Annotated in this window: 17 protein-coding genes; 6 read left to right on the forward strand and 11 right to left on the reverse strand. The window is 71.8% G+C overall.

From position 1 onward, the window contains the following. Positions 1-7 precede the first annotated feature (7 nt). Both ACZ7L6_RS09465 and ACZ7L6_RS09470 read right to left on the reverse strand, forming a co-directional pair. Positions 8-1,981 (reverse strand): N-acetylmuramoyl-L-alanine amidase, encoded by a 1,974-nt coding sequence (locus tag ACZ7L6_RS09465; RefSeq protein WP_471921553.1) that lies wholly within the window; start codon positions 1,979-1,981, stop codon positions 8-10. A gap of 281 nt (positions 1,982-2,262) precedes the next feature. After that, on the reverse strand, positions 2,263-3,405 hold the full coding sequence (locus tag ACZ7L6_RS09470; RefSeq protein WP_471921555.1) for an aminoglycoside phosphotransferase family protein: 1,143 nt from the start codon (positions 3,403-3,405) through the stop codon (positions 2,263-2,265). A 245-nt stretch (positions 3,406-3,650) separates the two neighbouring features. Between ACZ7L6_RS09470 and ACZ7L6_RS09475 the strand changes: the two genes are divergently transcribed. Then, positions 3,651-5,144 (forward strand): DNA-binding protein NsdB, encoded by a 1,494-nt coding sequence (locus tag ACZ7L6_RS09475; RefSeq protein ID WP_471921557.1) that lies wholly within the window; start codon positions 3,651-3,653, stop codon positions 5,142-5,144. 91 nt (positions 5,145-5,235) lie between these two features. Here the strand turns inward: ACZ7L6_RS09475 and ACZ7L6_RS09480 are convergent, their stop codons facing one another. Then, complete coding sequence (locus ACZ7L6_RS09480) at positions 5,236-6,666, reverse strand: PP2C family protein-serine/threonine phosphatase (protein ID WP_471921559.1); 1,431 nt, start codon at positions 6,664-6,666, stop codon at positions 5,236-5,238. 430 nt (positions 6,667-7,096) lie between these two features. Here ACZ7L6_RS09480 and ACZ7L6_RS09485 point away from each other — a divergent pair, with 430 nt between their 5' ends. After that, complete coding sequence (locus tag ACZ7L6_RS09485; RefSeq protein WP_471921561.1) at positions 7,097-7,510, forward strand: SsgA family sporulation/cell division regulator; 414 nt, start codon at positions 7,097-7,099, stop codon at positions 7,508-7,510. A gap of 60 nt (positions 7,511-7,570) precedes the next feature. Here the strand turns inward: ACZ7L6_RS09485 and ACZ7L6_RS09490 are convergent, their stop codons facing one another. Continuing rightward, positions 7,571-8,668 (reverse strand): baeRF3 domain-containing protein, encoded by a 1,098-nt coding sequence (locus ACZ7L6_RS09490; RefSeq protein ID WP_471921563.1) that lies wholly within the window; start codon positions 8,666-8,668, stop codon positions 7,571-7,573. Between the two features lie 64 nt (positions 8,669-8,732). Further along, the gene (locus tag ACZ7L6_RS09495) at positions 8,733-10,316 is read right to left on the reverse strand and encodes an alpha/beta hydrolase (protein ID WP_471921565.1); all 1,584 of its coding nucleotides are present in this window, start codon (positions 10,314-10,316) and stop codon (positions 8,733-8,735) included. A 271-nt stretch (positions 10,317-10,587) separates the two neighbouring features. Here ACZ7L6_RS09495 and ACZ7L6_RS09500 point away from each other — a divergent pair, with 271 nt between their 5' ends. Together ACZ7L6_RS09500 and ACZ7L6_RS09505 are read left to right on the forward strand one after the other, a co-directional pair. Beyond that, positions 10,588-11,256 carry a chaplin gene (locus ACZ7L6_RS09500; protein WP_471921567.1) on the forward strand — a complete coding sequence of 223 codons (669 nt, stop codon included), beginning with the start codon at positions 10,588-10,590 and terminating at the stop codon, positions 11,254-11,256. 205 nt (positions 11,257-11,461) lie between these two features. Further along, on the forward strand, positions 11,462-12,313 hold the full coding sequence (locus ACZ7L6_RS09505; RefSeq protein WP_471921817.1) for a GNAT family N-acetyltransferase: 852 nt from the start codon (positions 11,462-11,464) through the stop codon (positions 12,311-12,313). On the opposite strand, the gene ACZ7L6_RS09510 is transcribed toward ACZ7L6_RS09505, so the two are convergent. The 4 genes from ACZ7L6_RS09510 to ACZ7L6_RS09525 form a co-directional block, all read right to left on the reverse strand. After that, positions 12,310-13,038, reverse strand: coding sequence for a class I SAM-dependent methyltransferase (locus ACZ7L6_RS09510; RefSeq protein WP_471921569.1), 729 nt, complete (start codon positions 13,036-13,038; stop codon positions 12,310-12,312). The two genes, ACZ7L6_RS09505 and ACZ7L6_RS09510, sit on opposite strands and share 4 nt — an antisense overlap. 7 nt (positions 13,039-13,045) lie before the next feature. Further along, entirely contained in the window at positions 13,046-17,290 is a 4,245-nt protein-coding gene (locus ACZ7L6_RS09515; protein ID WP_471921819.1) for an aminotransferase class I/II-fold pyridoxal phosphate-dependent enzyme, read from the reverse strand. A gap of 196 nt (positions 17,291-17,486) precedes the next feature. After that, the gene (locus ACZ7L6_RS09520) at positions 17,487-17,972 is read right to left on the reverse strand and encodes a nucleoside deaminase (RefSeq protein ID WP_471921571.1); all 486 of its coding nucleotides are present in this window, start codon (positions 17,970-17,972) and stop codon (positions 17,487-17,489) included. 42 nt (positions 17,973-18,014) lie between these two features. Beyond that, on the reverse strand, positions 18,015-19,214 hold the full coding sequence (locus ACZ7L6_RS09525; protein ID WP_471921573.1) for an MFS transporter: 1,200 nt from the start codon (positions 19,212-19,214) through the stop codon (positions 18,015-18,017). A gap of 60 nt (positions 19,215-19,274) precedes the next feature. Here ACZ7L6_RS09525 and ACZ7L6_RS09530 point away from each other — a divergent pair, with 60 nt between their 5' ends. Both ACZ7L6_RS09530 and ACZ7L6_RS09535 read left to right on the forward strand, forming a co-directional pair. Continuing rightward, complete coding sequence (locus tag ACZ7L6_RS09530; protein ID WP_471921575.1) at positions 19,275-19,664, forward strand: MerR family transcriptional regulator; 390 nt, start codon at positions 19,275-19,277, stop codon at positions 19,662-19,664. A 40-nt stretch (positions 19,665-19,704) separates the two neighbouring features. After that, positions 19,705-20,481: a GNAT family N-acetyltransferase gene (locus tag ACZ7L6_RS09535; protein ID WP_471921577.1), complete on the forward strand. Its 777-nt coding sequence runs from the start codon at positions 19,705-19,707 to the stop codon at positions 20,479-20,481. Positions 20,482-20,685: 204 nt separating this feature from the next. On the opposite strand, the gene ACZ7L6_RS09540 is transcribed toward ACZ7L6_RS09535, so the two are convergent. Further along, the gene (locus ACZ7L6_RS09540) at positions 20,686-20,949 is read right to left on the reverse strand and encodes a GlsB/YeaQ/YmgE family stress response membrane protein (protein ID WP_471921579.1); all 264 of its coding nucleotides are present in this window, start codon (positions 20,947-20,949) and stop codon (positions 20,686-20,688) included. A gap of 69 nt (positions 20,950-21,018) precedes the next feature. Then, positions 21,019-21,588: an ATP-binding protein gene (locus ACZ7L6_RS09545; RefSeq protein ID WP_471921581.1), complete on the reverse strand. Its 570-nt coding sequence runs from the start codon at positions 21,586-21,588 to the stop codon at positions 21,019-21,021. Between the last annotated feature and the right edge of the window lie 8 nt (positions 21,589-21,596).

Here is a 21,596-nt window from a genome sequence, read left to right on the forward strand (position 1 = left end):
GGTGCCGTCAGGAGCCCGACGGCACCACCCGCACATCCGCCGCCCGCACGAACGCGACCCGGTGACCGAACTGGATCTCGTAGTACTCGTCCTTGCCGGCCACGACCCGGTGCGAGCCCTCGTCGAAGGTCACCGCGTAGTAGTACTCGCCCGGTACCTTGTCGCCCACCGCGTACTGCTGCCCGGCCGGCAAGGTGTACGGCAGCGGCGACACCGTCTGAGCGGGAACGTCCGCCGGATACGCCGAGGCCTCGGGATAGGCACGCCCGTACACCGGGACGCTCTGCACACCCTCCTTGGGCGTCACCACCAGCCCGGCCGCGTTCACCGCGGTCGGGTTCTTCTTCGGGTTCCTGAACCATGCCTTCTGGCCCAGGTACCAGATCGCCGTCCAGTCGCCCGACCGCCCGGCGACCGCGTACTGCTGACCTGTCGAGACCCGGGAGGAGAGGTCGTTCACCCCGGTGCTCGGAGTGGTGCCCAGACCGACGTCCTTGATCAGGGGATACGACGCGCCGGGCCCGGAGTACAGCCGCACCGCACTCGAACCGTGGGCCGCGCACGGCTCGCCCGCGGAGACGCAGCCCGTGTACTCGGGCCGGTTGGTCGCGTAGTCGGGACGGATCGTCACCAGGCCGCCGTACGGGCCGGCGGTGGGCACCAAGGGCCGGCCGAGCAGCTCGAAGTAGTGCCGCCAGTCCCAGTACGGGCCCGGGTCGGTGTGCATACCCCTGATGTTCGACGCGGTCGGGCCCGGCACGGTGTCGTGGCCGAGGATGTGCTGCCGGTCCAGCGGGATGCCGTACTTGTCGGCGAGATACGTCACCAGGCGTGCCGAGGACCGGTACATCGCCTCCGTGTACCAGGCGTCCGGCCGCGCCAGGAAGCCCTCGTGCTCCAGGCCGATCGACTTGGCGTTGACGTACCAGTTGCCCGCGTGCCAGGCCACGTCCTTGGCCTTCACATGCTGGGCGATGTGGCCGTCGGTGGAGCGCAGCGAGTACTGCCAGGACACGTAGGTCGGGTCCTGCACCATCTTGAGGACCCCCTCCCAGGAGCCCTCCGTGTCATGGATGACGATGTACCTGATGCCCTGCGCCGCCGGACGGTCCCCCAGATCGTGGTTGCCGTAGTCGCCCTCCCCGAACTGCTCGTACGGCGCCGGGACCCACTCGCAGGCCACGGTCGACGGGCACTCGGTCTCATCGGATTCGACGGTGCGCAGTCCCGCCCGCTTCAGCTGCCCGGTGTCGGGGGAGAGGCCCGGGCGGCCGGTCACGGCGATCCGTTGGTCCGCGTCCGTGCGGCGCTGCAGGCCGGTGCGCAGCACGTCGTAGACGTCGTTCGCGTACGCCGCCGCCGTCGCGGTGTCGTCGGCGCCGGAGAAGCGGGCCACCGCGCCGTACCAGTCCGCCGGATCGGAACTCAGGGGTGCGCCCAGCGCCTTCTGCTCGGCGGCGAGCAGGGCGGCCCCGCCCGCCACATTGGCGGCCGGGTCCGTACGCAGCTCCCGCGGGCTCAGCCCGGTCAGTTCCGCCGCCCTCGGCAGGGTCCTGAGGCGCGCCGGGATCTTCGCCGTGTCCGGGAGCTTCGCCGTGGGGGACAGGGGCGCTCGGGCGCTGTCGCCGCGCGGGTCCTCCGAGCCCTCACTGTGATGCGGGACCGTCCCGGCGAGCGCGGTGCGGGCGTCGGTGAGGTGCATCGGGCCGTAGCCGCCGGTCACGCTGGGGGCTCCGCCGTGCGTGTCCCAGCGGGACTGCAGATAGGAGACACCGAGCAGGATGCTCTGCGGCACGTGGTACTTGGCTGCGGCGGAGGCGAACGCCCGCTGAAGGCTGTCCGTCGAGGAACGGTCATCGGGCGGCGGCGGAGCTGCTCCGAGCAGCGGCAGCAACAGCGCCGCGGAGGCCAGCGCGCCGACGGTGGTCCGCCTGCGTCGGTGCCCGGCCGCTCTGCCGGGGTCGGTGACGGATCCGCGCATTGCAGCCTCCTGGGACGGTCGGGCGCGATGAGCCGTGCGGGGCCGGGCGTGCGTCAGTGGTACCGGCTGTCCGACGATCCGTCAATCATGCCAAGAGACAGGCGTCTTCCCTTGTCAACCGGGGGTCCCGGGAGTTTCGCGGCGACGGCCCGCGGGCCTGCGGCGCGTCAGTGGCACACACCAATGGGGGTGAGCAGCGTCCACCGAAGGGCGTATGCGAGCAGACATACGAAGGTCCGCGGTGCGCCGTTCTCCCGGCTCACCGCGGACCACCGTCCCCGTCAGCGAGTGCCGACCGCCGCGCGCACGGCCCGCCGGGCCAGCTGGCAGTCGTCGTGCAGCCGCCGCAGCAGCAGCCGCTGTTCCTCGCCGGACGGCGCAGCACCCGGGTGGGCCTGACCCGGTGCCGCCGGGGTCGAGTCGTGCATCGAACGCTGCACGGCCGTCTCGTAGGTACGGATCTCACGGGTCAGCACGAGCATCAGGTTCACCAGGAACGCATCCCGGGAAGCCGGACCCGCCGACTGGGCGATCTGACTGATCTGCCGCCGTGCCACCGGCGCGTCCCCGAGCACCGACCACAGCGTCGCCAGGTCGTAGCCCGGCAGATACCAGCCCGCGTGCTCCCAGTCCACCAGCACTGGACCGGCCGGTGAGAGCAGGATGTTCGAGAGCAGTGCGTCGCCGTGGCAGAACTGGCCCATGCCCTGCCGGCCCGCGGTCGCCGCGATGCCGTGCAGCAGCTTCTGCAGATCGCCCATGTCCCGGTCGGTGAGCAGACCCAGCTCGTGGTACCGGGAGATCCGCGTCGCGTAGTCCAGCGGCGCGTCGAACGTGCCCGCCGGAGGCCGCCACGCGTTCAGCCGGCAGATCGCTCCGAGTGCCGCCCTGATGTCCGCACGCGGCGGCGCCTCCAGCGGGTGCCGCTGCAGGGCCGCCACCCGGCCCGGCATCCGCTCGATGACCAGCGTGCAGTTGTCCGGATCCGCCGCGATCAGTCTCGGCACCCGCACCGGGGGGCGGTGCCGGACGAACGAGCGGTATGCCGCTATCTCGTGCCGGATCCGCTCGGCCCACGCCGGGGAGTGGTCGAGTAAACACTTGGCGACGGCCGTGCTGCGCCCGGTCGTGCCGACCAGGAGCACGGACCGCCCGCTGCGGCGCAGGACCTGCACCGGAGTGAACTCCGGGCAGATCCGGTGCACCGACGCGATCGCCGTACGCAGCTGGGCGCCCTGAGGGCCGGACAAGTCGAGTCTCCCGCTGAGCGGTTGGGTGCCGATCCCCGCGGGACGGCGCGGCCGGCCCGCACCGAGCACGGGCGCGGCCGCCGGCCGCACGGGATCGAGGTAGGGGCCGCTGCCCGCCGGGCGGGCTCGCAGCGACCGGGGCGGGGCGGACACGGAGGACGATGCTGCGTACATGGGAGAGACAGATCCCTTCGTGTGCCTGAGATGTCAAAGCGCTGCCCGATCCGGCCGCCCGGGTGCACCCTGGGGAATGCACCAGCCGTGGCAAGAAGGCGACCGGGTCGGGGTGGCGCGTTCCTACCTGACACCCGATGCCCGGTGGCACACCATCTGGCGCACCCTGGCGAACCCTGGCGAATAGTCCCGGGGCAACTCTCACCCGGCTACTGTCAACTCAGCCGAGAACCTGGGGGCTTGACGTGAGCGGAGAACCCAACACCCGCCTATCGGACCTGTTCGGCCTGGCCGGCTGGTCCAAGGGCGAACTCGCGAGGCTGGTCAACCGGCAGGCGGCGGCCATGGGCCACCCCCAGCTGGCGACCGACACCTCGCGGGTGCGGCGGTGGATCGACATGGGAGAGATCCCGCGCGATCCGGTACCGCGGGTGCTGGCGGCCCTGTTCACCGAGCGTCTCGGCCGTGTCGTGACCATCGAGGACCTCGGTCTGGTCCGGCACGGGCGTGCGGGGAAACGGCAGGACGGCGGGAGTGCGGAGCATCCCGACGGTGTGCCGTGGGCGCCCGAGCGGACGGCTGCGGTCCTCACCGAATTCACGGGAATGGACCTCATGCTCAACCGACGCGGCTTGGTGGGCGCGGGTGCCGCGCTCGCCGCGGGATCCGCACTCAGCAGCGCCATGCACGACTGGCTGCACACCGACCCGGCCCTCAAGGCCGACGCCCCCCAGATCGACGACCCCCTGCACGCCGACCCCGCCGGGTTCGACCGCTACGAGGCCGCCCCCATCGGGTCGCAGGAGATCGAGGAACTGGAGCGCTCGGTAGAGGTGTTCCGGGCCTGGGACGCGGCCCGCGGCGGCGGGCTGCAGCGCAAGGCAGTCGTAGGCCAACTCAACGAGGTGGGCGGCATGCTCGCCTACCGTCACCCCGACCATCTGCAGCGGCGCCTGTGGGGCGTCGCCGCCAACCTGGCCGTCCTCGCGGGCTGGATGTCGCACGACGTCGGCCTGGAACCCACGGCCCAGAAGTACTTCGTCATCGCCGCCCACGCGGCCCGAGAAGGCGGCGACCGGCCCCGCGCCGGGGAGGCGCTCTCCCGAGCGGCTCGCCAGATGGTGCACCTCGGCCGGCCCGACGACGCACTCGACCTCATGAAACTCGCCCAGTCCGGTTCCGGCGACCAGGTGCTGCCGCGCACCAGGGCCATGTTCCACACCATCGAGGCCTGGGCGCAGGCGTCGATGGGCAAGGGCCAGGCCATGCGCCGCACCCTCGGACAGGCGGAGGACCTCTTCGTCTCCGACCGGGGCGACGTGCCGCCGCCGAGCTGGATGCAGACCTTCAAGGACGAGGATCTGTACGGCATGCAGGCCCTGGCGTACCGCACGCTGGCCGAGTTCGAGCCGGGCGCGGCCGTCCACGCCCAGCACTACGCGGAGAAGGCCCTGGCCCTGCGCGTCGACGGCCGGGAGCGCTCGAAGATCTTCGACCATCTGTCCATGGCGTCCGCCTGTTTCATCGCGGACGACCCCGAACAGGCCGACCGCTACGCACGGCTGGCCCTGATGTCGATGGGTTCGAACTCGTCCGGCCGCACCTGGGACCGGCTGCGCCAGATGTACCGGCTGACCGCCGAGTACTCCAGCTACCCGAAGATCCACGAACTGCGGGAGGAGATCCGGTTGGCGCTGCCCAAGGCGAAGAAGCCGGGCGGCGGCAGCGCACGCGCATAGCGCACAGGCACAGGGGGCCTGTGCGACCGATCGATCCCCGTACGCTCCGGGACGTCACCGACGTTCTACGACATCAACCTGGCCGGACCTTCTACGACATCACCCTGGCCACGAGCACGCAGGCGTCGTTCTCGCGCTCGCTCTCACCGAACTCCTCCACGACCAGCCGTACGCAGTCCTGTGCGCTGTGTGTCCCGTCGATGCGGGGGGCCAGGTCGAGGAGGCGGTTCATGGCGTCCGCTCCCTGGTGCCTGGGCGCCAGTCCGTCCGTGTGCAGCAGGAGCAGGTCGCCCACCTCGAGGGTCTCTTCGGCCTGTGCGTACACGGCACCCGAGGTGGCGCCGAGCAGGACGCCGTCCGGCGCGTTCAGCCTGCGCCCCGTCCCGTCGCGGAAGAGCAGCGGGGCGGGGTGTCCGGCCTGTGCCCAGGTCAGGGTGCGGGTCTCGGGCCGGTAGCGGCAGCAGACGGCGCTGCCGAGGGCCGGCTGGACGGTCGCGTCGAGCAACTGGTTGAGCCAGGACAGCAGTTGCCCCGGCTGGGTGCCCGCCATCGCCATGCCGCGTACGGCGCCCAGCAGGGTCGCCATGCCCGATGTCACGGCGACGCCGTGCCCGGTGAGGTCGCCGACGCTCAACAGCGTGTCCCCGTCCGCCAGTTCGAGGGCGTCGTACCAGTCGCCGCCGATCAGCGCGCTCGTCGACGACGGCAGATAGCGGGCGGCGAGGTCCAGGGTCCGCGGGCCCCGGTGCGGGAGCCGCAGGGAGCCGCGCCACGGCGGCAGCACGGCCTCCTGCAGCTCGACCGCGAGCCGGTGCTCGGTCTGCGCCTGGTGCTGCCGGCGTTGGAGCGAGTCACGGGTCTCGCTCACCGCCCTCTGGCTCAGGCGCAGTTCGCTGACGTCCCGCAGCACGGCCCACATCGAGGCGGTGCTGCCGTCGGCGTCGAGCGCGGGCTCGCCCATCATGTGCACGGTCCGGGCTTCGCCGTCCGGCCGCACGATCCTGAACTCCCCGTCGATGGGCTTGGCGTCGACCAGGCAGTGGGTGACCATCGCCGTCAGCTTCGGCCGGTCCTCGTCGAGCACCAGGGACGGCAGCTCGTCGAGGGTGAGCGGCGCAGCGGCGGGGTCACGGCCGAGGATCTGGTAGAGCTCGCCGGACCAACTGGCCTCGTCCGTCAGCAGGTTCCACTCCGCGCTGCCTACCCGGCTGAGCAGGGAGCCGCGCCCGGGAGCGGGTGCCGTGGTCCCGTCGGCCGGCGCGGCCGCCGGAGCCGGGGAGGCGAGGGCCGGGCCGTCCCGCAGCTGCGCCAGGTGCTCGTCGAGGTCGTTGAGCTGGTGCAGGGCGAGGTCGCACAACGCCCGCTGCCAGCGCTCCTGCGGGTCCGAACCGTCGCTCTGCGTGCCCTGCCGTACGGCGTCGACGTCGCCCTTGAGCCGTCGCGTCTGCGATATGAGCGCGTCGACCGAGCCGCGTCCGGGCGGCTGAGCGGCGGGGCGGTCCGCAGAGAGATGGGACGGCATGACGCACTCCGATGCGGGGACGGTACGACCAAGGCTGACGGAAGGACCGTTACGACTGTTGCACAGCCCGCGACGCGCTGTAAGGGATTTGGCAACACCCGATACGGTGGTGCGTCTGGCATATGCCAGAGTCTTCACGGAGGGCTCGTGCCGTGCGAATGGCGTACGTCATTGAAGGGGTCAAGTCGTAGGCAGGGTACGCGATTTGATGGTCCGTGCGGGCGATCGCGCGGCGCTCATTCGAGTGTTCGACGGTCGAACGTTCTAGGAGTGGGGCCGCGGCGGGTGTCGGTCGTACGGTTGCATTTCTCGGCAGTGATGCAGATCACATAAATGAAGTCGACTTCGGCGTAATGCGAGGGGCGCCTGCGGGGTCCTAAAGGCACAGCGGCAAAACAGCCCGACCTCCGACCCGCAGGGGAGATCGCCCATGGACATCGCCCTCGAGCAGCCCGCCCGCGCCCGTCTGATCACTGGCGAGGAGCGCGAACTCCCCGTTGCCGCCAAGCTGCGGTACGCGTCCACGGACCCGCTGGCCGTGCACCTCGACTTCCCGGGCGAGGTCTCCCTCGACGGGCAAGGGGCCACCTGGACCTTCGCCCGCGGCCTGCTGGAGGCCGGGCTGCGCGAGCCGACCGGGGACGGGGACGTGCACCTCTGGCCGTGCGGGCCGCAGCGCACGGTCGTGGAGCTGCACTCGCCCCACGGCATGGCGCTCCTGCAGTTCGACACCCCGGCGCTGCAGCGCTTCCTGCTGCGGACGTATGCGGTGGTCCCGGCCGGCGAGGAGGACCTCGAGGCGGTCGTGGAACGCGGCTTGAGCGCGCTCTTCGGGGGTGTATGAGGACGCCCGCCGGACGAGGAGGCAACCGCACCACCGCCGTGCCTCCTCGCCGCTCCGGCGTCAGTACCGCAGCACCCCGGCGATCCCTTGGGCATCGCCCAGCGTGCCGTCCGGTACGAAGCGGACCTCGGCGCCGGTCTCCAGGCACTGCTCGACGATCTCGTCCACGATGTCCTCGCGGGCGTCGAGTTCGTCGCTCTCGGCCGGGATCAGATGGTCGCCGTCCTCGCCCCGTACCGTCACGCGGTAGTTCTCCTCGACGGCCAGCAGCCGGATCCGGCCTTCGCGGGCGCTGCGCCAGACCTCGTCGACACCGGCCGCGAACGCCTTGTGGCCCATGGCCGACTCGAGTTCCCGCGCCACGGCGTCGGTGTCCTTGCGGGCCTGGGCGGCGATCACCGGCTGGATCGCCTGCCACACGGCGTCGTGCGTACCGTGGGCGAGCCCGCCGTGCGGGATGTGCACGGCGTCCTTGGTGACGCCGCCGATCTCGTCCAGCAGGGACAGCGCCGCCGGCTCGCCGGTGACGTACAGCGGCCGCGGTTCGCGCCGGATGATCGCGCTCAGGGCGGAGTCCGCGTCCTTGAGGAAGTGGCGGGTGTCCTCGTCGCGGAACGTGCTCGGCATGTCGCCGATCCGCTCCCGGCGCTCGGCGTCGAAGTTCTCGACTCTCCTGGTCAGCGGGAAGCCGCCCATGCGGGCCTCGGTGATGCGGTCGAGGCTGCCGTTCCACAGGGTGACGCGGTCGGCGGAGACCGAGAGCACCCAGTACGGCCGCTCGGCGGCGTGTGCGGAGACGAGGTTGCGGGTCAGGAAGGTGTCCGAGAGCACCACGCGCTCGGGCACCGTGCGGGCGAGCGACCACACCTGGTGCTCACCCGGCGCGGCGAAGATCGCCAGGCCGTCCTCGGCGTACGTGAGATCGACCTCGGCGAGGGCCTGGTCGAGCTGCCGCTCGACTTCCGCCCGGCGCTCGCGGGTGACCGACGGATCGGCCTCCAGCTGCTTCTTGGCCGCGGCCACGGCATTGCGCAGCCGGACCTGGTCCTGCGCCCGGTAGGGCTCTCGGCGATGGGTGGGCGTCAGCACGGACACGGCCGGATAGGGGCGCGGGCGCCGCAGCTCGGTGAGGGTCGTGGGACTGAGTGCGTGCTCCATAACAGCACGATAGGACCGATTCGCCGATCGGGCATTAGGGGCAATCCAGTGCATCGCCGCGGCCCTACTCCCGGTCGTCCTCGGGCCCGCAGGAACTGCCGTCGGGCGGCAGCGTGCCGTACAGCAGGAACGCGTCGACCTTGCCGTGCACGCACTTGGAGGAGGCGTATCCGGTGTGGCCGCTGCCCTTGTTGTCCAGCACCACGGCCGAGGTGCCGAGCCGCTTCGCGGTCTGCACGGTCCAGCGGTACGGCGTCGCAGGGTCGCCGCGGGTGCCCACGAGGAGCATCTTCGGCGTGCGCAGGTCCTTCACCTCGTCCCGGATGAAGTCCGTGCCCCTGGGGCGGCCATAGCACATCAGCACCCCGGTGAGCCGGTAGGGGCCGAAGACCGGCGACGCCTGCGCGTACTCGGCGCGCAGCCGGTCGAGATCGCCGATGATCTGCTTCGCCGCGGGACGGTCGGGATCGTCCGCGCAATTGATCGCCATCAGCGCCGCGGGTGCGTTGTCGAGGGGGATGTCCTCTTCGTCGACGAGACCGCCGTCGGGGTCCTCGGTCTCGTGGCGGCCGGTGGGCGCGGCTCCGCCGAACGCGAAGGTCTCGACGGCGTGCGTGTCGCCGTCCTCGACCAGTGAGGCGAGGGCCCGCTCCAGGGAGGGCCACAACTCCTCGCTGTAGAGCGCCTGTCCGATGGCGCCGACCAGGTCCTGCCCGGTGAACGGCTCGCCGAACGCCGAAGGGACCGGGTCCTCGTCCAGCGAGTCGACGAGTCGTACGACCTGCTTCCTGGCCTCGCGCGGATCCTGCCCGAACGGACAGGCGATGTCCTTCACGCACCAGTTGATGAACTCCTCCAGCGCCTTCTGCTGTCCCTGGGCGCTCGCCACGCCCTGCTCGGTCAGCGGTTCGGTCAGCGTGTCGACGCCGTCGAGCACCAACCGGCCCACCTTCTCGGGGAACTGGGCGGCGTACACCGCGCCGAGCCGCGTTCCGTAGGAGAAACCGAGGTAGTTGAGCTTCTTGTCGCCGAGGGCCTGGCGCATCACGTCCATGTCGCGCGAGGCGTTGACCGTGCCGATGTGGGGCAGCACGGGCCCGGAGTGCCGGGCGCACGCCTCGGCGGCCTGCTTCACATGCGCGAGGACGGACTGCGGATCGCGGCCGAGATCCGTGCCGTCGTCCGTCATGTCGACGTTCTCCTCGCCGTCCCCGCAGCTGACCGGCGAGGACCTGCCGACGCCGCGCGGATCGAACGTCACGATGTCGTAGCCGTCCGTCAGCTCCAGGAAGTCCTTTGCGCCTGCGGCGAATTCGGGGATGCCGGCGCCGCCGGGCCCGCCGAAGTTGAGCAGCACCGAGCCCCGCTTCTCGCCCGTGGCCCGGTAGCGGGCGAGCGCCAGATCGAGGGTCCCCGCCTTGGGGTGCGCGTAGTCGAGGGGAACGGTGACCTTGCCGCACTGCATGTCCTTCGGCAGTCCCTCGCCCGGGCATTTCCCCCAGGCGACCTTCTGCCGGTAGAACCGGGTCAGGTCGGGCTCGGCGTCGTCCGTGACCGTCGGCAGACCGGTGCCGAGCAGGACCACTCCGACCGCGCCGGTGACCGCGCAGCGCCGCAGCATGGGCCGCGTTGACAGCTTTGCCGGCATCGATGCCTCCAGGGACGCCCGTCGCGGACCGGGATACGGCGTCCTCGATCACGATAAGCGGGCCCCGGAACACCCGCCTCCGGACGTGCGGGACCGCCCGGGCCGCCGTACCCTGCGCCCCTTGCGTGGCTATCGGGCGTTTTTGCCACTAGTTCGACAAGCGTGCCACTCGATGGGGTGAAAGGCCGATAAGCCATAACTCCAATGGTTCGCCTGCGTTTTATCCGGTGCGGGCGAGGGCCCGCGACCATGTCTGGAAGGCAGGGAACCTATGAAACGGGTTACCCGAAACGGTGTGATCGCCTTCGCCGCCACCGGCGCGATGGCAGTGGCGGTGCCGGTGTCCGCTGCTTTTGCGGCACACGCAGCTTCCGCGGCGGACGGAGCCGCGGCCGACTCGCCGGGGCTGCTCTCCGGGAACACCGTCCAGCTCCCGGTGCACGTCCCGGTGAACGTGTGCGGGAACACCGTGAACGTGGTGGGACTGCTCAACCCCGCCGCGGGCAACACGTGCGCCAACAAGGACGGTGGAGGCAAGCACGGCGCCGCGTCGCGCAGTGGAGCCTCGGCCGAAGGGAGCGGAAAGGATTCGCCGGGCGTCGGGTCCGGCAATGTGGTGCAGCTGCCCGTCCACCTCCCGGTGAACGTCAGCGGGAACAGCGTGAACGTGGTCGGCGTCGGCAACCCGGCGACCGGCAACGAGTCGGTCAACGGCCCCGGCGGCAGCCCTTCGACGAAGCCGGCGCCCAAGCCGTCCGAGCCGCGCACCAAGCCACCGCGGCCGAAGACGGTGCCACCCGCGGTCGTCCCCCATGCGCCCGAGGGCTCCCTCGCCCACACGGGAGCGGACCAGGCCGTCATCGCCGCGGCGGGCGGCACGGTTCTCCTGCTGGGCGGGGCCGTCCTGTACCGGCGCTTCCGCCCACAGGCGGTGCGCTGACCCCGAGCCGGCACGAGCGGCACGAAAGGCCCCACCGGGCGGTCGAGCGGTGGGGCCTTCGTGGCGCGAACACCCGTGCGGGCATGCCCCCTTGTGCGGCAACGGCTTGATCATGCCGTGACGCCCTCCCGGACGATCCGAAAGGATGCTGCGGGCACGGTCGATCACCGTGCGCACGCAGCAGCCGACGGAATGGAGCACCCTCATGGCCTCTCCGGCCCCCGAAGACCTCGTCGTCACCCAGGCCGGCCTCGACGACTGGCCGGTCGTCCGCGCCTGGGCCGTCGACGAGGGCTGGAACCCGGGAGTCGCCGACAGCGCGGCCTTCTTCGCGCAGGACCCGGAGGGCTTCTTCATCGGCCGGATCGACGGCGAGCCCGTCTCGGCGATCTCCGTGGTCAACTACGGCTCCGACTACGCCTTCCTGGGCTGGTATCTGGTCCGCCCCGACGCACGCGGCCGTGGCTTCGGCCTCACCACCTGGAAGACCGCGCTGGCGCACGCCGGGAACCGCACGGTGGGCCTCGACGGAGTCGTCGCCGAGCAGGACAACTACCGCCGCTCCGGCTTCGAACTCGCCCACCGAACCTTCCGGTTCACCGGAGTCGCGCCCGCCACCGGGGCCGCGGACGTGCGGCCCGCAGTGCCCGGGGACCTGGCGGACATCACCGCGTACGACAGCGCCTGCACCCCCGCCGACCGCCCCCGCTTCCTCGCGCACTGGCTCACCACCCCCGGACACCACACCGTCGTCCGCCGCAGCGGCGACCGCGTCACCGGTTACGGCGTGATCCGCCCCGGCCAGGACTGCCCGCGCATCGGCCCGCTCTTCGCCGACACCGCCGAGGACGCACGGGCCCTGTTCGCCGCCCTGACCGCCGAGGCGGCCGGCCGCGAGGTCGCCATCGACGTGCCCGAGACCAACAAGGCGGCCGTCGCCCTCGCCGAGGAGGCCGGATTCACGCCCTCCTTCGAAACGGCCCGCATGTACACGGGCCCCGTGCGGCCGTACGCCCAGGAGCGCGTCTTCGGCGTCACCACCCTGGAACTGGGCTAGCGCGTGCGCCCCGTCAGCAGCACCATCCCGGAGTCCCCGTAGTCCGGCAGCGTCGGGTCGCTGTCGATGTGGGTGACCGCGAGCTCGCGGGTCAGCGGGGTGAACACGTCGGTGACGATGTCCGGGTCGACCGGGCAGCCCGGCCAGCGTGAGGCGGGGCCGATGCGGTAGGTCGGCATGTTCTCCATGAAGGCCGCCACCAGGTACCCGCCCGGCGTCACGCACCGTACGAACGCCCGGCAGAACTCGGCGAATTCGGCGCGGTCCTCGGTGGCGCCCTCGGCGACGAAGTGCATGGACCCCAGGTCGTAGCCGCCGGGCGGGAGGCCGCGGACGTCCGCGTGGACGACGTTCACGTGGGCCAGCGCCCCGGCCAGGGTGGCGGGCAGGTCGGGGTTGAGCCGGCGGCACAGCGCGTGGAACGGCAGCCAGCTCGCGTCGGGCTCGACCAGGATCTGCTGTTCCAGATAGGCGACATTGCCGGCCCCCGCTTCCACGGCGTCGATCCGGCGGCTCGCCGCGGCCGCCAGGACGAGGGGATACAGGTTGGGGCCGGCGCCGAACTCCACGGAGCAGCCGAGGGAGCGCGGGGCGAGCCGACGGTAGAACGCCGAGTGGTGGGCGATGACGGCCGCGTCGGAGGGGTGCACGTCGCGGTAGTTCTCCGCGAGGTAGTCCACCACGGGCCAGCTGTCCCAGTCCACGTCGTCGTTGTGCGTGATCATGGTGGGCTCAGCTCTTCGGGCGCAGCGGGAAGCGTGCGGACAGACGGGTCAGGGTCGTGGTCAGCCGGTCGATGTCGGCGTCGGAGTTGAGCGCCGTGATCTGGACGCGGAAGCCCACCCGGTCGCGGGGCACGAGGGGATAGGCGGCCAGCGTCACATAGATGCCCTCCTCCCACAGGAACGCCGCGACCGCTTCCAGGTCGGCCGGATCGGCGAGGGGAATCTCGATGATGGGCAGCCGGTCGGTGTTGAGGGTGCTGACACCCAGGGCGTCCAGGTGGTCGAGGACGCGGGCCGTCCTGCGGTACAGGTCGGCGCGCAGGGCGTCACCGCGGCGGTCGTTGATGTCCAGGCCGGCGAGCGCGGTGGCCAGGGACGCCGTGGGCGACGGCCCCGAGTAGAGGTAGGGCGCGGCGGCCGTCTTCAGCCGGTTCTTGAGCTCGGTGGGCAGGGCGAGGAACGCCAGCAGCGAGGAGTACGCCTTGGAGAAACCCGCGACCAGGACGATCCGGTCGTACGACTCGCCGGTGTGCCGGACCAGGCCGTTGCCGCGCATGCCGTACGGACAGGGCTCGTTCGGACCGCGTTCGCCGATCACGCCGAAGCCGTGCGCGTCGTCGACGTACAGCGTGGCGTCCCGTTCGCGGCACACCGTGGCCAGCGCGGGCAGGTCGGGGATGTTGCCGGTCATGCTGTTGACGCCGTCCAGGCAGACCAGGCGGGGGGCGCCGGCGGGGACCGCGGCCAGCAGGGAGTCGAGTTCGTCGGGCCGGTCGCCGTGGAAACGGCGCAGGGTCGCGCCCTGGCCGCGGGCCACGACACAGCCGTCGTACACCGTCCGGTGCGCGGCCGCCTCGACGAAGACATGGCCCTCGTCGGCCAGGACCGGGATCACCGAGGCGTGGATGAGGGTCAGCGTCGGCAGCAGCAGCGTGTCCGGGGCGCCCAGCAGCGCCGAGAGCCGTTCCTCGATCTCCGGGTACAGCCGCGGGCTGCCCAGCAGCCGCGACCAGCTCGGGTGCGTCCCCCACCGTCGTATGGCCGGACCGATACAGGCGGCGATCTCCGGGTCCCAGTCGAAACCGAGGTAGTTGCAGGAGGCGAAGTCGATCAGCCAGTGGTCCCGGCTGCGGATGTGCCGGCCCCGCACCTCGTCGAGGACGGCGTCGCTCATGGGACTCGTGCGCCGCAGATGGTCGAGTTCCGACCACCGCGCCTCCCGCCTGCTGCGCAACGGCAGGTTCCGGTGGTCGGGAGGCCGTTCCGGGACGCCGGCACCCGGCGCGAAACGGTTCCCGTCGCGCCGCAGCACCCGCCCGCTCTGCTCCAGCGTCATCGGCCGCGCGAACAGGAAGCCCTGCCCGAACCGGCACCCCATCCCGGCGAGGAGATCCCGCTGGGCGGGATCCTCGATGCCCTCGGCGATCACCTGCAGCCCCATGGTGTCGGCGATGCGCACGATGCCCTCGACCAGCGCGACCTGCTGGGCGTCGCGGGTGATGTCGTCGATGAACGACTTGTCGATCTTCAGTACGTCGATGGGGAAGTCCCGCAGATACCGCAGCGAGGAGAACCCGGTGCCGAAGTCGTCGACGGCGATGTGCACGCCCAGGTCCTTCAGGGCGTGCAGTACCGCCTGGATCTGGGCGTCGCGGCGCAGCAGCACCGTCTCGGTGAGCTCCAGCTGCAGCGAGCCGGGCGCGAGGCCCGGTGTCCGCAGCGCCTGGCCGACCTGGTCCACGAACCCGGTGTCACGGAACTGGCGCGCGGACACGTTCACACTGACGTACGGCGGACCGCTCTGTCTTGGAAGCCGCTGCAGGCCCGCGATGTCGTGCACCGCGTTCTCGAGCACCCACGACCCCAGCACGGCGATGTGCCCGGTCTCCTCGGCCAGGGCGATGAACTGCTCCGGCGTCACCGGCCGGCGCGGGGCACGCGGCCAGCGGACCAGCGCCTCGAAGCCGACGACGTCGCCCACGGTGATGTCCACGACGGGCTGGTAGCGCAGCGCGAACTCCTTCCCGCTGACCGCCTGGGCGAGCCGGCTCTGCAGGTCGTGCCGCTCGATCATGCGGGTGTGCAGCAGGGGCTGGAAGCGGCGCCACTGCCGCTTGCCGGCCGACTTCGCCGAGTACAGCGCGAGGTCGGCGTGCCCGAGCAGTTCGTCGGCGTCGGTGCTGTCGTGCGCCGTCGCCACCCCCACGCTGGCGGAGACGGTCACCGACTCACCGCCCAGCCTGAACGGCCTGCTCAGGGTCTGGATCACCTGCGCGGCCAGCAGCTCGGCGTCGAGCGGCTCGCGTGCGCCCTCCATCAGCACGGCGAACTCGTCGCCGCCGAGCCGGGCCGCGGTGTCGGTGCGCCGCAGCATCTGCGACAGCCGACTGCCGACGTCCCTCAGCAGCTGGTCGCCCGCCGAGTGCCCCAGCGTGTCGTTGACCAGCTTGAAGTCGTCCAGGTCGATGAAGAGCAGAGAGGTCAGCGAGGCCTCGCGGCGACCGCGCAGCAGGGCGCGCTCGATGCGCTCCAGCAGCAGCGTCCGGTTCGGCAGGCCGGTCAGCGAGTCGTGGAAGGCGCGCTCGGTCAGCTCGTGCTCCAGCCGGCGCTGCTCGGTGACGTCCCGCAGGGTGACGACCAGTCCGGCCACGGTGCGCTCGTCCCGGAAGTCGCTGCACCGCACCTCCACCTCGACCCGCCCGTCCGGGTGCCGCACCCACCAGTGGTCGTGGGTGGCCCGCGGCCCGATCTCGCGTACGGCGGCCAGCTGCCGGGCCGCCCGGTGCCGGTCCCGGGGGTCCACCAGGTCCGGCAGCGGCCGGCCGACCAGGTCGGTGCTGCCGAACACGGACGCGGCGGACGGGCTCGCGTACCGGATCGTGTCGTCGTCCTCCAGGATCAGGATGACGTCGGAGGCGTTGCGCACGAGGGTGCGGAAGTACGCCTCGCTCTCCCGGCGGATGACCTCCTGGCGCAGCGTGACGCGTTCCGTGGCGAGGCCCGCGTGCGAGGCCAGGATCTCCAGTGAACTGCGCGTCTCCCTGAGCCGTCCGGGCGGACCGGCGACCAGCAGCACTCCCGGGAGGTCCCCGGCCGGACGGTCGGGCGGGGTCATGGGGCACACCAGGACGGAGGTGAAGTCGCGCAGCTCGGCCGCGACGTCGGCATCCAGGGCGTCGGCGCCGACCAGCCGGCCGTGGCGCGGGGCGAGCGCGGCGGCCCGCTCGGCCGGCAGCACGAGCGTGCGGTGGCGGACGGTGGGGCCGAGCAGCCGGTCGACGGCCGCCTCGCAGGAGCGCGCGACCTCCTCGTGCCGGACCGCCGACACCAGCGAGGCACCCGCCGCGCGCAGCGCCAGCTCCCGCTCCACCGCCCGGCGGTGGGCCACGACCATGCCCCCGAGGCGCAGGATGACCAGGAAGAACAGCACCCCTGAGAAGGCGGCGATCACCGGAACGCCGTGCGGCTGCTCCTTGATCCCCTCGTGCAGCAGGATCGCCGGGGCGATGAAGGTGGCCACCGCCAGCATCAGCACCCGGTGCGGCGGCGGGAGCAGGGACTCGCGCACGGGCACGGAGGCGGTCAGCTTCACCATGTCGGGGTGCAGCGCGGCCAGGCCCCACGCCGTGTAGAAGGCGATCCACCCGGAGTCGATCAGCGTTCCCGTCTGCCACATCTCGTTCAGCTGCAGGATGCCGTACGCGATGTCGAAACCGAGCAGCGTCAGCGTGCCGACGACCAGCAGTCCCACCGACCGGTTGTGCCCGGCCAGCGGGCCCGGCGTCAGCAGCCGGGCCAGCAGGGCCAGCACCAGCACGTCACCGAGCGGATAGGCGATGCTGATCGCCCGCTGCTGCCAGGTCAGCCCCTGGATCTCGGTCAGCGGCTGGACGAGGAACACCCACACCGGCAGGGCGAGCCCCGCGGTGAAGATCAGCGCGTCGAGCAGACTGGGCAGGTCGCGGCCTTCCCAGCGGTATCGCACCAGGCCGGACAGGCCGATGGCGAAGAACGCGTAGCAGGCGAGGTACAGGGCGTCCGCGGGGGAGGGGAACGGGTTGGAGGCGTCGAAGTACTCCTCCACCACGTTGTAGTACGTGTCGCCGGCGATGAAGGACAGCAGACCGGCCGCCAGGAACCACCAGGGCCAGCGGTGCGCGGGGCGGTGCAGCTGCGTGCCGGTCAGCACGGCGGCGACACCGGCCAGACCGATGACGGCCCACACGGGGGCGAGCACGGCGGGGACCGTCATGTAGACGATCGTGGCCACGGCGACCAGCGTGATGTAGGCGGCGATCAGCCGCCGAGCCGGCAGCAAGAGCGCCTCCTCCCGTCGGAGGAGACCGGGCCGTCCACCTGGTCTGGGTCCACTTCTGATCGTAGGCACCCCGGCCAGGCGCCTGCATCTTGAGCGGGCCGGCCTGCGGCGCTCGAAACGTCTGCCCGGGTCAGCCCGTTCGCCGGTGGAACCGGAAGTGCAGGGCGCGGACGTCCTCCGCGAGCTCGGGCACCGGCCCGTCCACGGTCACGCCCGGCGCGACCTCCTGGACCGGCAGGGTCCGCACCGGCGGGGCAGGCACCGCCAACTCGGCCAGCCAACTAGCCAGTTGCTCCGACGAGGCGATGTACACGATGCGTCCCAGGCCGACCCACGCGTGCGCGGCCGCGCACATCGGGCAGTGCTCGCCTGAGGTGTACACGGTCGCCGCGGCCCGCTCCTCGGGCGTCATATGGGCGGCGGACCAGCGTGCCAGCTCGAACTCGGGGTGCCGGGTGCGGTCGCCCGAGGCAACCCGGTTGTGGTCCTCGGCGAGCACCGACCCGTCCGCCCCCACCAGCACCGAGCCGAACGGCTCGTCCCCGGCCTGAAGCGCCTCGGTCGCGAGCTCGACACAGCGGCGCAGATACGGCAGTTCGGCGTCCTTCACGACCATGGCGTACGGCCCTCCTCGCGATGCGATCCCTCCGTGCGCACCCTATGATCGCCGCCGCACGGCCGGGAAGGCGTGCCGACGCCCGAGCGCCACCGTGACGAACCCGCCCGCGACCAGCGGGAGCGAGGCCCACGGCAGAGCACCGGCGCCCAGGTGCTCCAGGGCCACTCCACCGGTGAGGGAACCCGCCGCGATGCCCGCGTTGTAAACCGTGGTCTGCAAGGACGTGGCCACGTCGGCGTGCGCGGGACCCGAGGCGTCGACCAGCGCGGTCTGGATCAGCGTCGGCGCCCCGCCGAAAGCGACGCCCCACAGCGCGACGCAGCCGAGCAGTACCGCGGGGGACCCGGCGAAGCGGCCGAGGACGACCATGACCGCCGAGCACAGGGCGAGCGCGCCCAGCAGGGCCGGCCGAAGACGCCGGTCGACCAGGGCGCCGGTCAGCCAGATCCCGGCGACCGTAGCGGTCCCGAACACCGTCAGCACCAGGCCCGTACGCCCGAACCCCGCCTGCGCCGCGAACGGGGCGACGTAGGTGTACATCACCTGGTGGCCCAGCAGCAGGAACAGCGTGACGGACAGGACGACCGGAATCCCCGGGAGCCCGGCCACGGCGCGAAGTGGCAGTCGCGCACCCGGCGGCTCGCCCGGGAACCCCGGGACCCGCCATCGCACCCATCCCACCAGCAGCACCGCGAGCCCCGCCAGGGCGCCGAACGCAGCGCGCCAGCCGACCGCCTGGGCCAGCGCGTTTCCGGCAGGTACGCCGAGTGACAGCGCGAGCGTGATGCCCGCGAGCACGATCGCGATCGCCCGGCCCCGCCGCTCGGCCGGTACCATCCGGGCCGCATACCCGACGAGCATCGCCCACAGCGTGCCGCCCGTCAGCCCGGCCACGAGCCGCGCCGCGAAGGTGAGGCCGTACGACGACGACAGCGCGACCACCACGTTGCTCACCGCGAAGCCCAGCAGTGTGCCGATGAGCACCGGCCGCCGAGGCAGGCCCCGCAGCAGGACGGTGAGCGGGATCGCGCCCGCGAAGGAGGCGACCGCGTACGCAGTGACCAGAAAGCCGACCCGCGCCTCGGACACACCCAGCGCCGGCGCCATCCGCGGCAGCAGTCCCGCCGGGAGGAGTTCGGTCAGGACGGCGGTGAAGGCGGCGGTGGACAGGGCGAGAAGCCCGGACCAGGGCAGCGATGTGGGCAGGGCTCGGCCCTTGGCCATGGATGCGGTGGACATGCGACCATGCTCGAACCCTCACATCAGTGTGAAGGCAAGGGCGGACCCGGCGAGGCAGACATGAAGATCGGCGAACTCTCCCGCCGCACCGGCATCCCGAACCGGCTGCTGCGCTACTACGAGGAACAGCACCTGCTCCAGCCGGACCGCTCGGACAACGGCTACCGGGACTACTCGGAGTCGGCCGTCCAGGACGTCCAGCAGATCCGCGGACTCCTCGACTCCGGCCTGACCACGGAGATGATCCGCACGATCCTTCCCTACCTCTCGGGCCCCGACGAGATCCTGCTGCCCGCCGAGCACCTCACGCCGGAGACGGCCGCCCTCCTGCAGGGCCACATCGATCGCATCCAGGCCCGCATCGACTGTCTGGCGCGCAATCGCGACCGGTTGAGCGCTTACCTGGCAGCGGTGCGGCCGGAGCGTGGCGAAGACGTGGTTGACCGGTAAAGCGGTTGCCCCGGGCCCCGCCCGATGCTGGAGTGAACCCATGGATCATGCCGCGATACTCGCCCTGTACGACCGGGACATGCGCGAAGGCGCACAGCCGGACAGCCCGGACGCCCGGGTCGAGCGGATCGGGCGCGTGGTCCGCCAGGTCTCCTCGGTGCGGGGATGGAACGGCGTCGTGTGGTCCGACCTGGACGAGACGAGCGCCGAGGCGGTGATCGCCGAGCAGATCGCCCACTTCACCGGCCTCGGCCGCGAGTTCGAGTGGAAGCTCTACGGGCACGACCTTCCGGTGGACCTCGGACAGCGGCTCAGGGACGCCGGGTTCACGGCCCAGCCCGAGGAGACCCTGATGGTCGGCGAGGTCGCCGGTCTCACCCTGGACGCCGAGCCGCCGGAGGGCATCCGCGTCCTGCCCGTGACCGACGCGCACGGCGTCGACCTGGTGGCCGAGGTGCACGAGAAGGCGTTCGGCACCGACAGCTCCCGGATGCGCCACCAGCTGCTCGCCCGCCTCGCGGCCGACCCGGACACCGTGGTCGCCGTGGTCGCGCTGGCCGGGGACACACCGGTGAGCGCCGCCCGCATGGAGCTGGTGCCCGGTACCCGGTTCGCCGGACTGTGGGGCGGCGGCACCGTCGAGTCCTGGCGGGGTCGCGGCATTTACCGCGCCCTGGTCGCCCACCGGGCCCGCGCGGCCGCGGACCGCGGCTACCGCTACCTCCAGGTCGACGCCATGAGCACCAGCCGCCCGATCCTGGAGCGGCTCGGCTTCGCGCCGCTGACGACCACGACGCCGTACGTGTACGTGCCGTAGCGGGCGCGCCCGGTCCCGGCGGCTGCGCCCACGCTCCCGACCGCCCTCCGACGGATTTCGGAGGCCATGTCCGCTACGTGGCAGGGGAGTTCGGGCCGGACGCCCGCGCGCCCCACGGTCCGCGACGGTCTCGCCGCTGTGCGGGCCGTGGGGCACGCGTGACGTCCCCTGCACGCCGTTGCGCCTCGCTGTCCGTCTACGAGGTCAGCGGCGTGCCTTCGACCGGTCCAGTGCCGCCACGCCCAGTGCGGCGAGGCCGATCTGGATGAGCCACTCGATCCAGTCGACGCCGTCGGTGTCGGCCACGTCGAGGCCGGCCGCGAGTGCCGAACCGAGCAGCGCGGCCACGATGCCGACGGCGATCGTCCACAGGACCCCGATGCGCTGACGGCCCGGAATCACGAGACGCCCCAGCACACCAATGATGATGCCGATAACAATGGCACTGATGATGCCCGAGATCTCCATTTCGTCCCTCTTCCTCCTGTCCCCGCAGGGTTCGGGTTCCCCCTGGACGCAGGGACAGTCGGGTCCGCTTCAACCGGCGACCGACAGCGAGCCACTCGTGACCCCGCCCGGCCCCCACCCGGTGGCGGCCACCACCTCCGCGGCGATGTCGATCACCGTGCGGCCGTCGGTCACCACGCGCAGCACGTCCGCGGGCGCACGCTCGTCCAGGAGCCGTGCCTTGCGGGCACTGCTCCTCACCTCCTGCTCCAGCTCGGAGCCGAGCTCACGCCCGAACAGCCGCCGCTCCGCGGTCTCGTCGGTGGCGGTGAGCAGAACCCGTACGAGCCGGACCTCCTCGCCCATGGCCCGGCGGAACATGGGCGTGGCCTCGTCGAGCACGCTGACGGTGTTCGTGTAGACGAGTCGCCGGTATCCGAGCTCGGCGTAGTTCGCCCACACCGCAGCCAGGTTCCGTTCCGTGATGCCGGCCCGGCGCGCGTCGCCGTCCGGGGCCGGATGGACGGCGCCCATGAAGTCGCCGTCGATCACGGCATGCGCGACCTGCGCGGCCCGCAGCCGGGCCGACACCTCCCAGCCCACCGTGGTCTTGCCGACCCCGGCCCGGCCTCCGATGAGCAGTACCTCCGCGTGATCCATACGGGCAG

The sequence above is a fragment of the Streptomyces sp. NPDC107522 genome, from assembly GCF_055657525.1.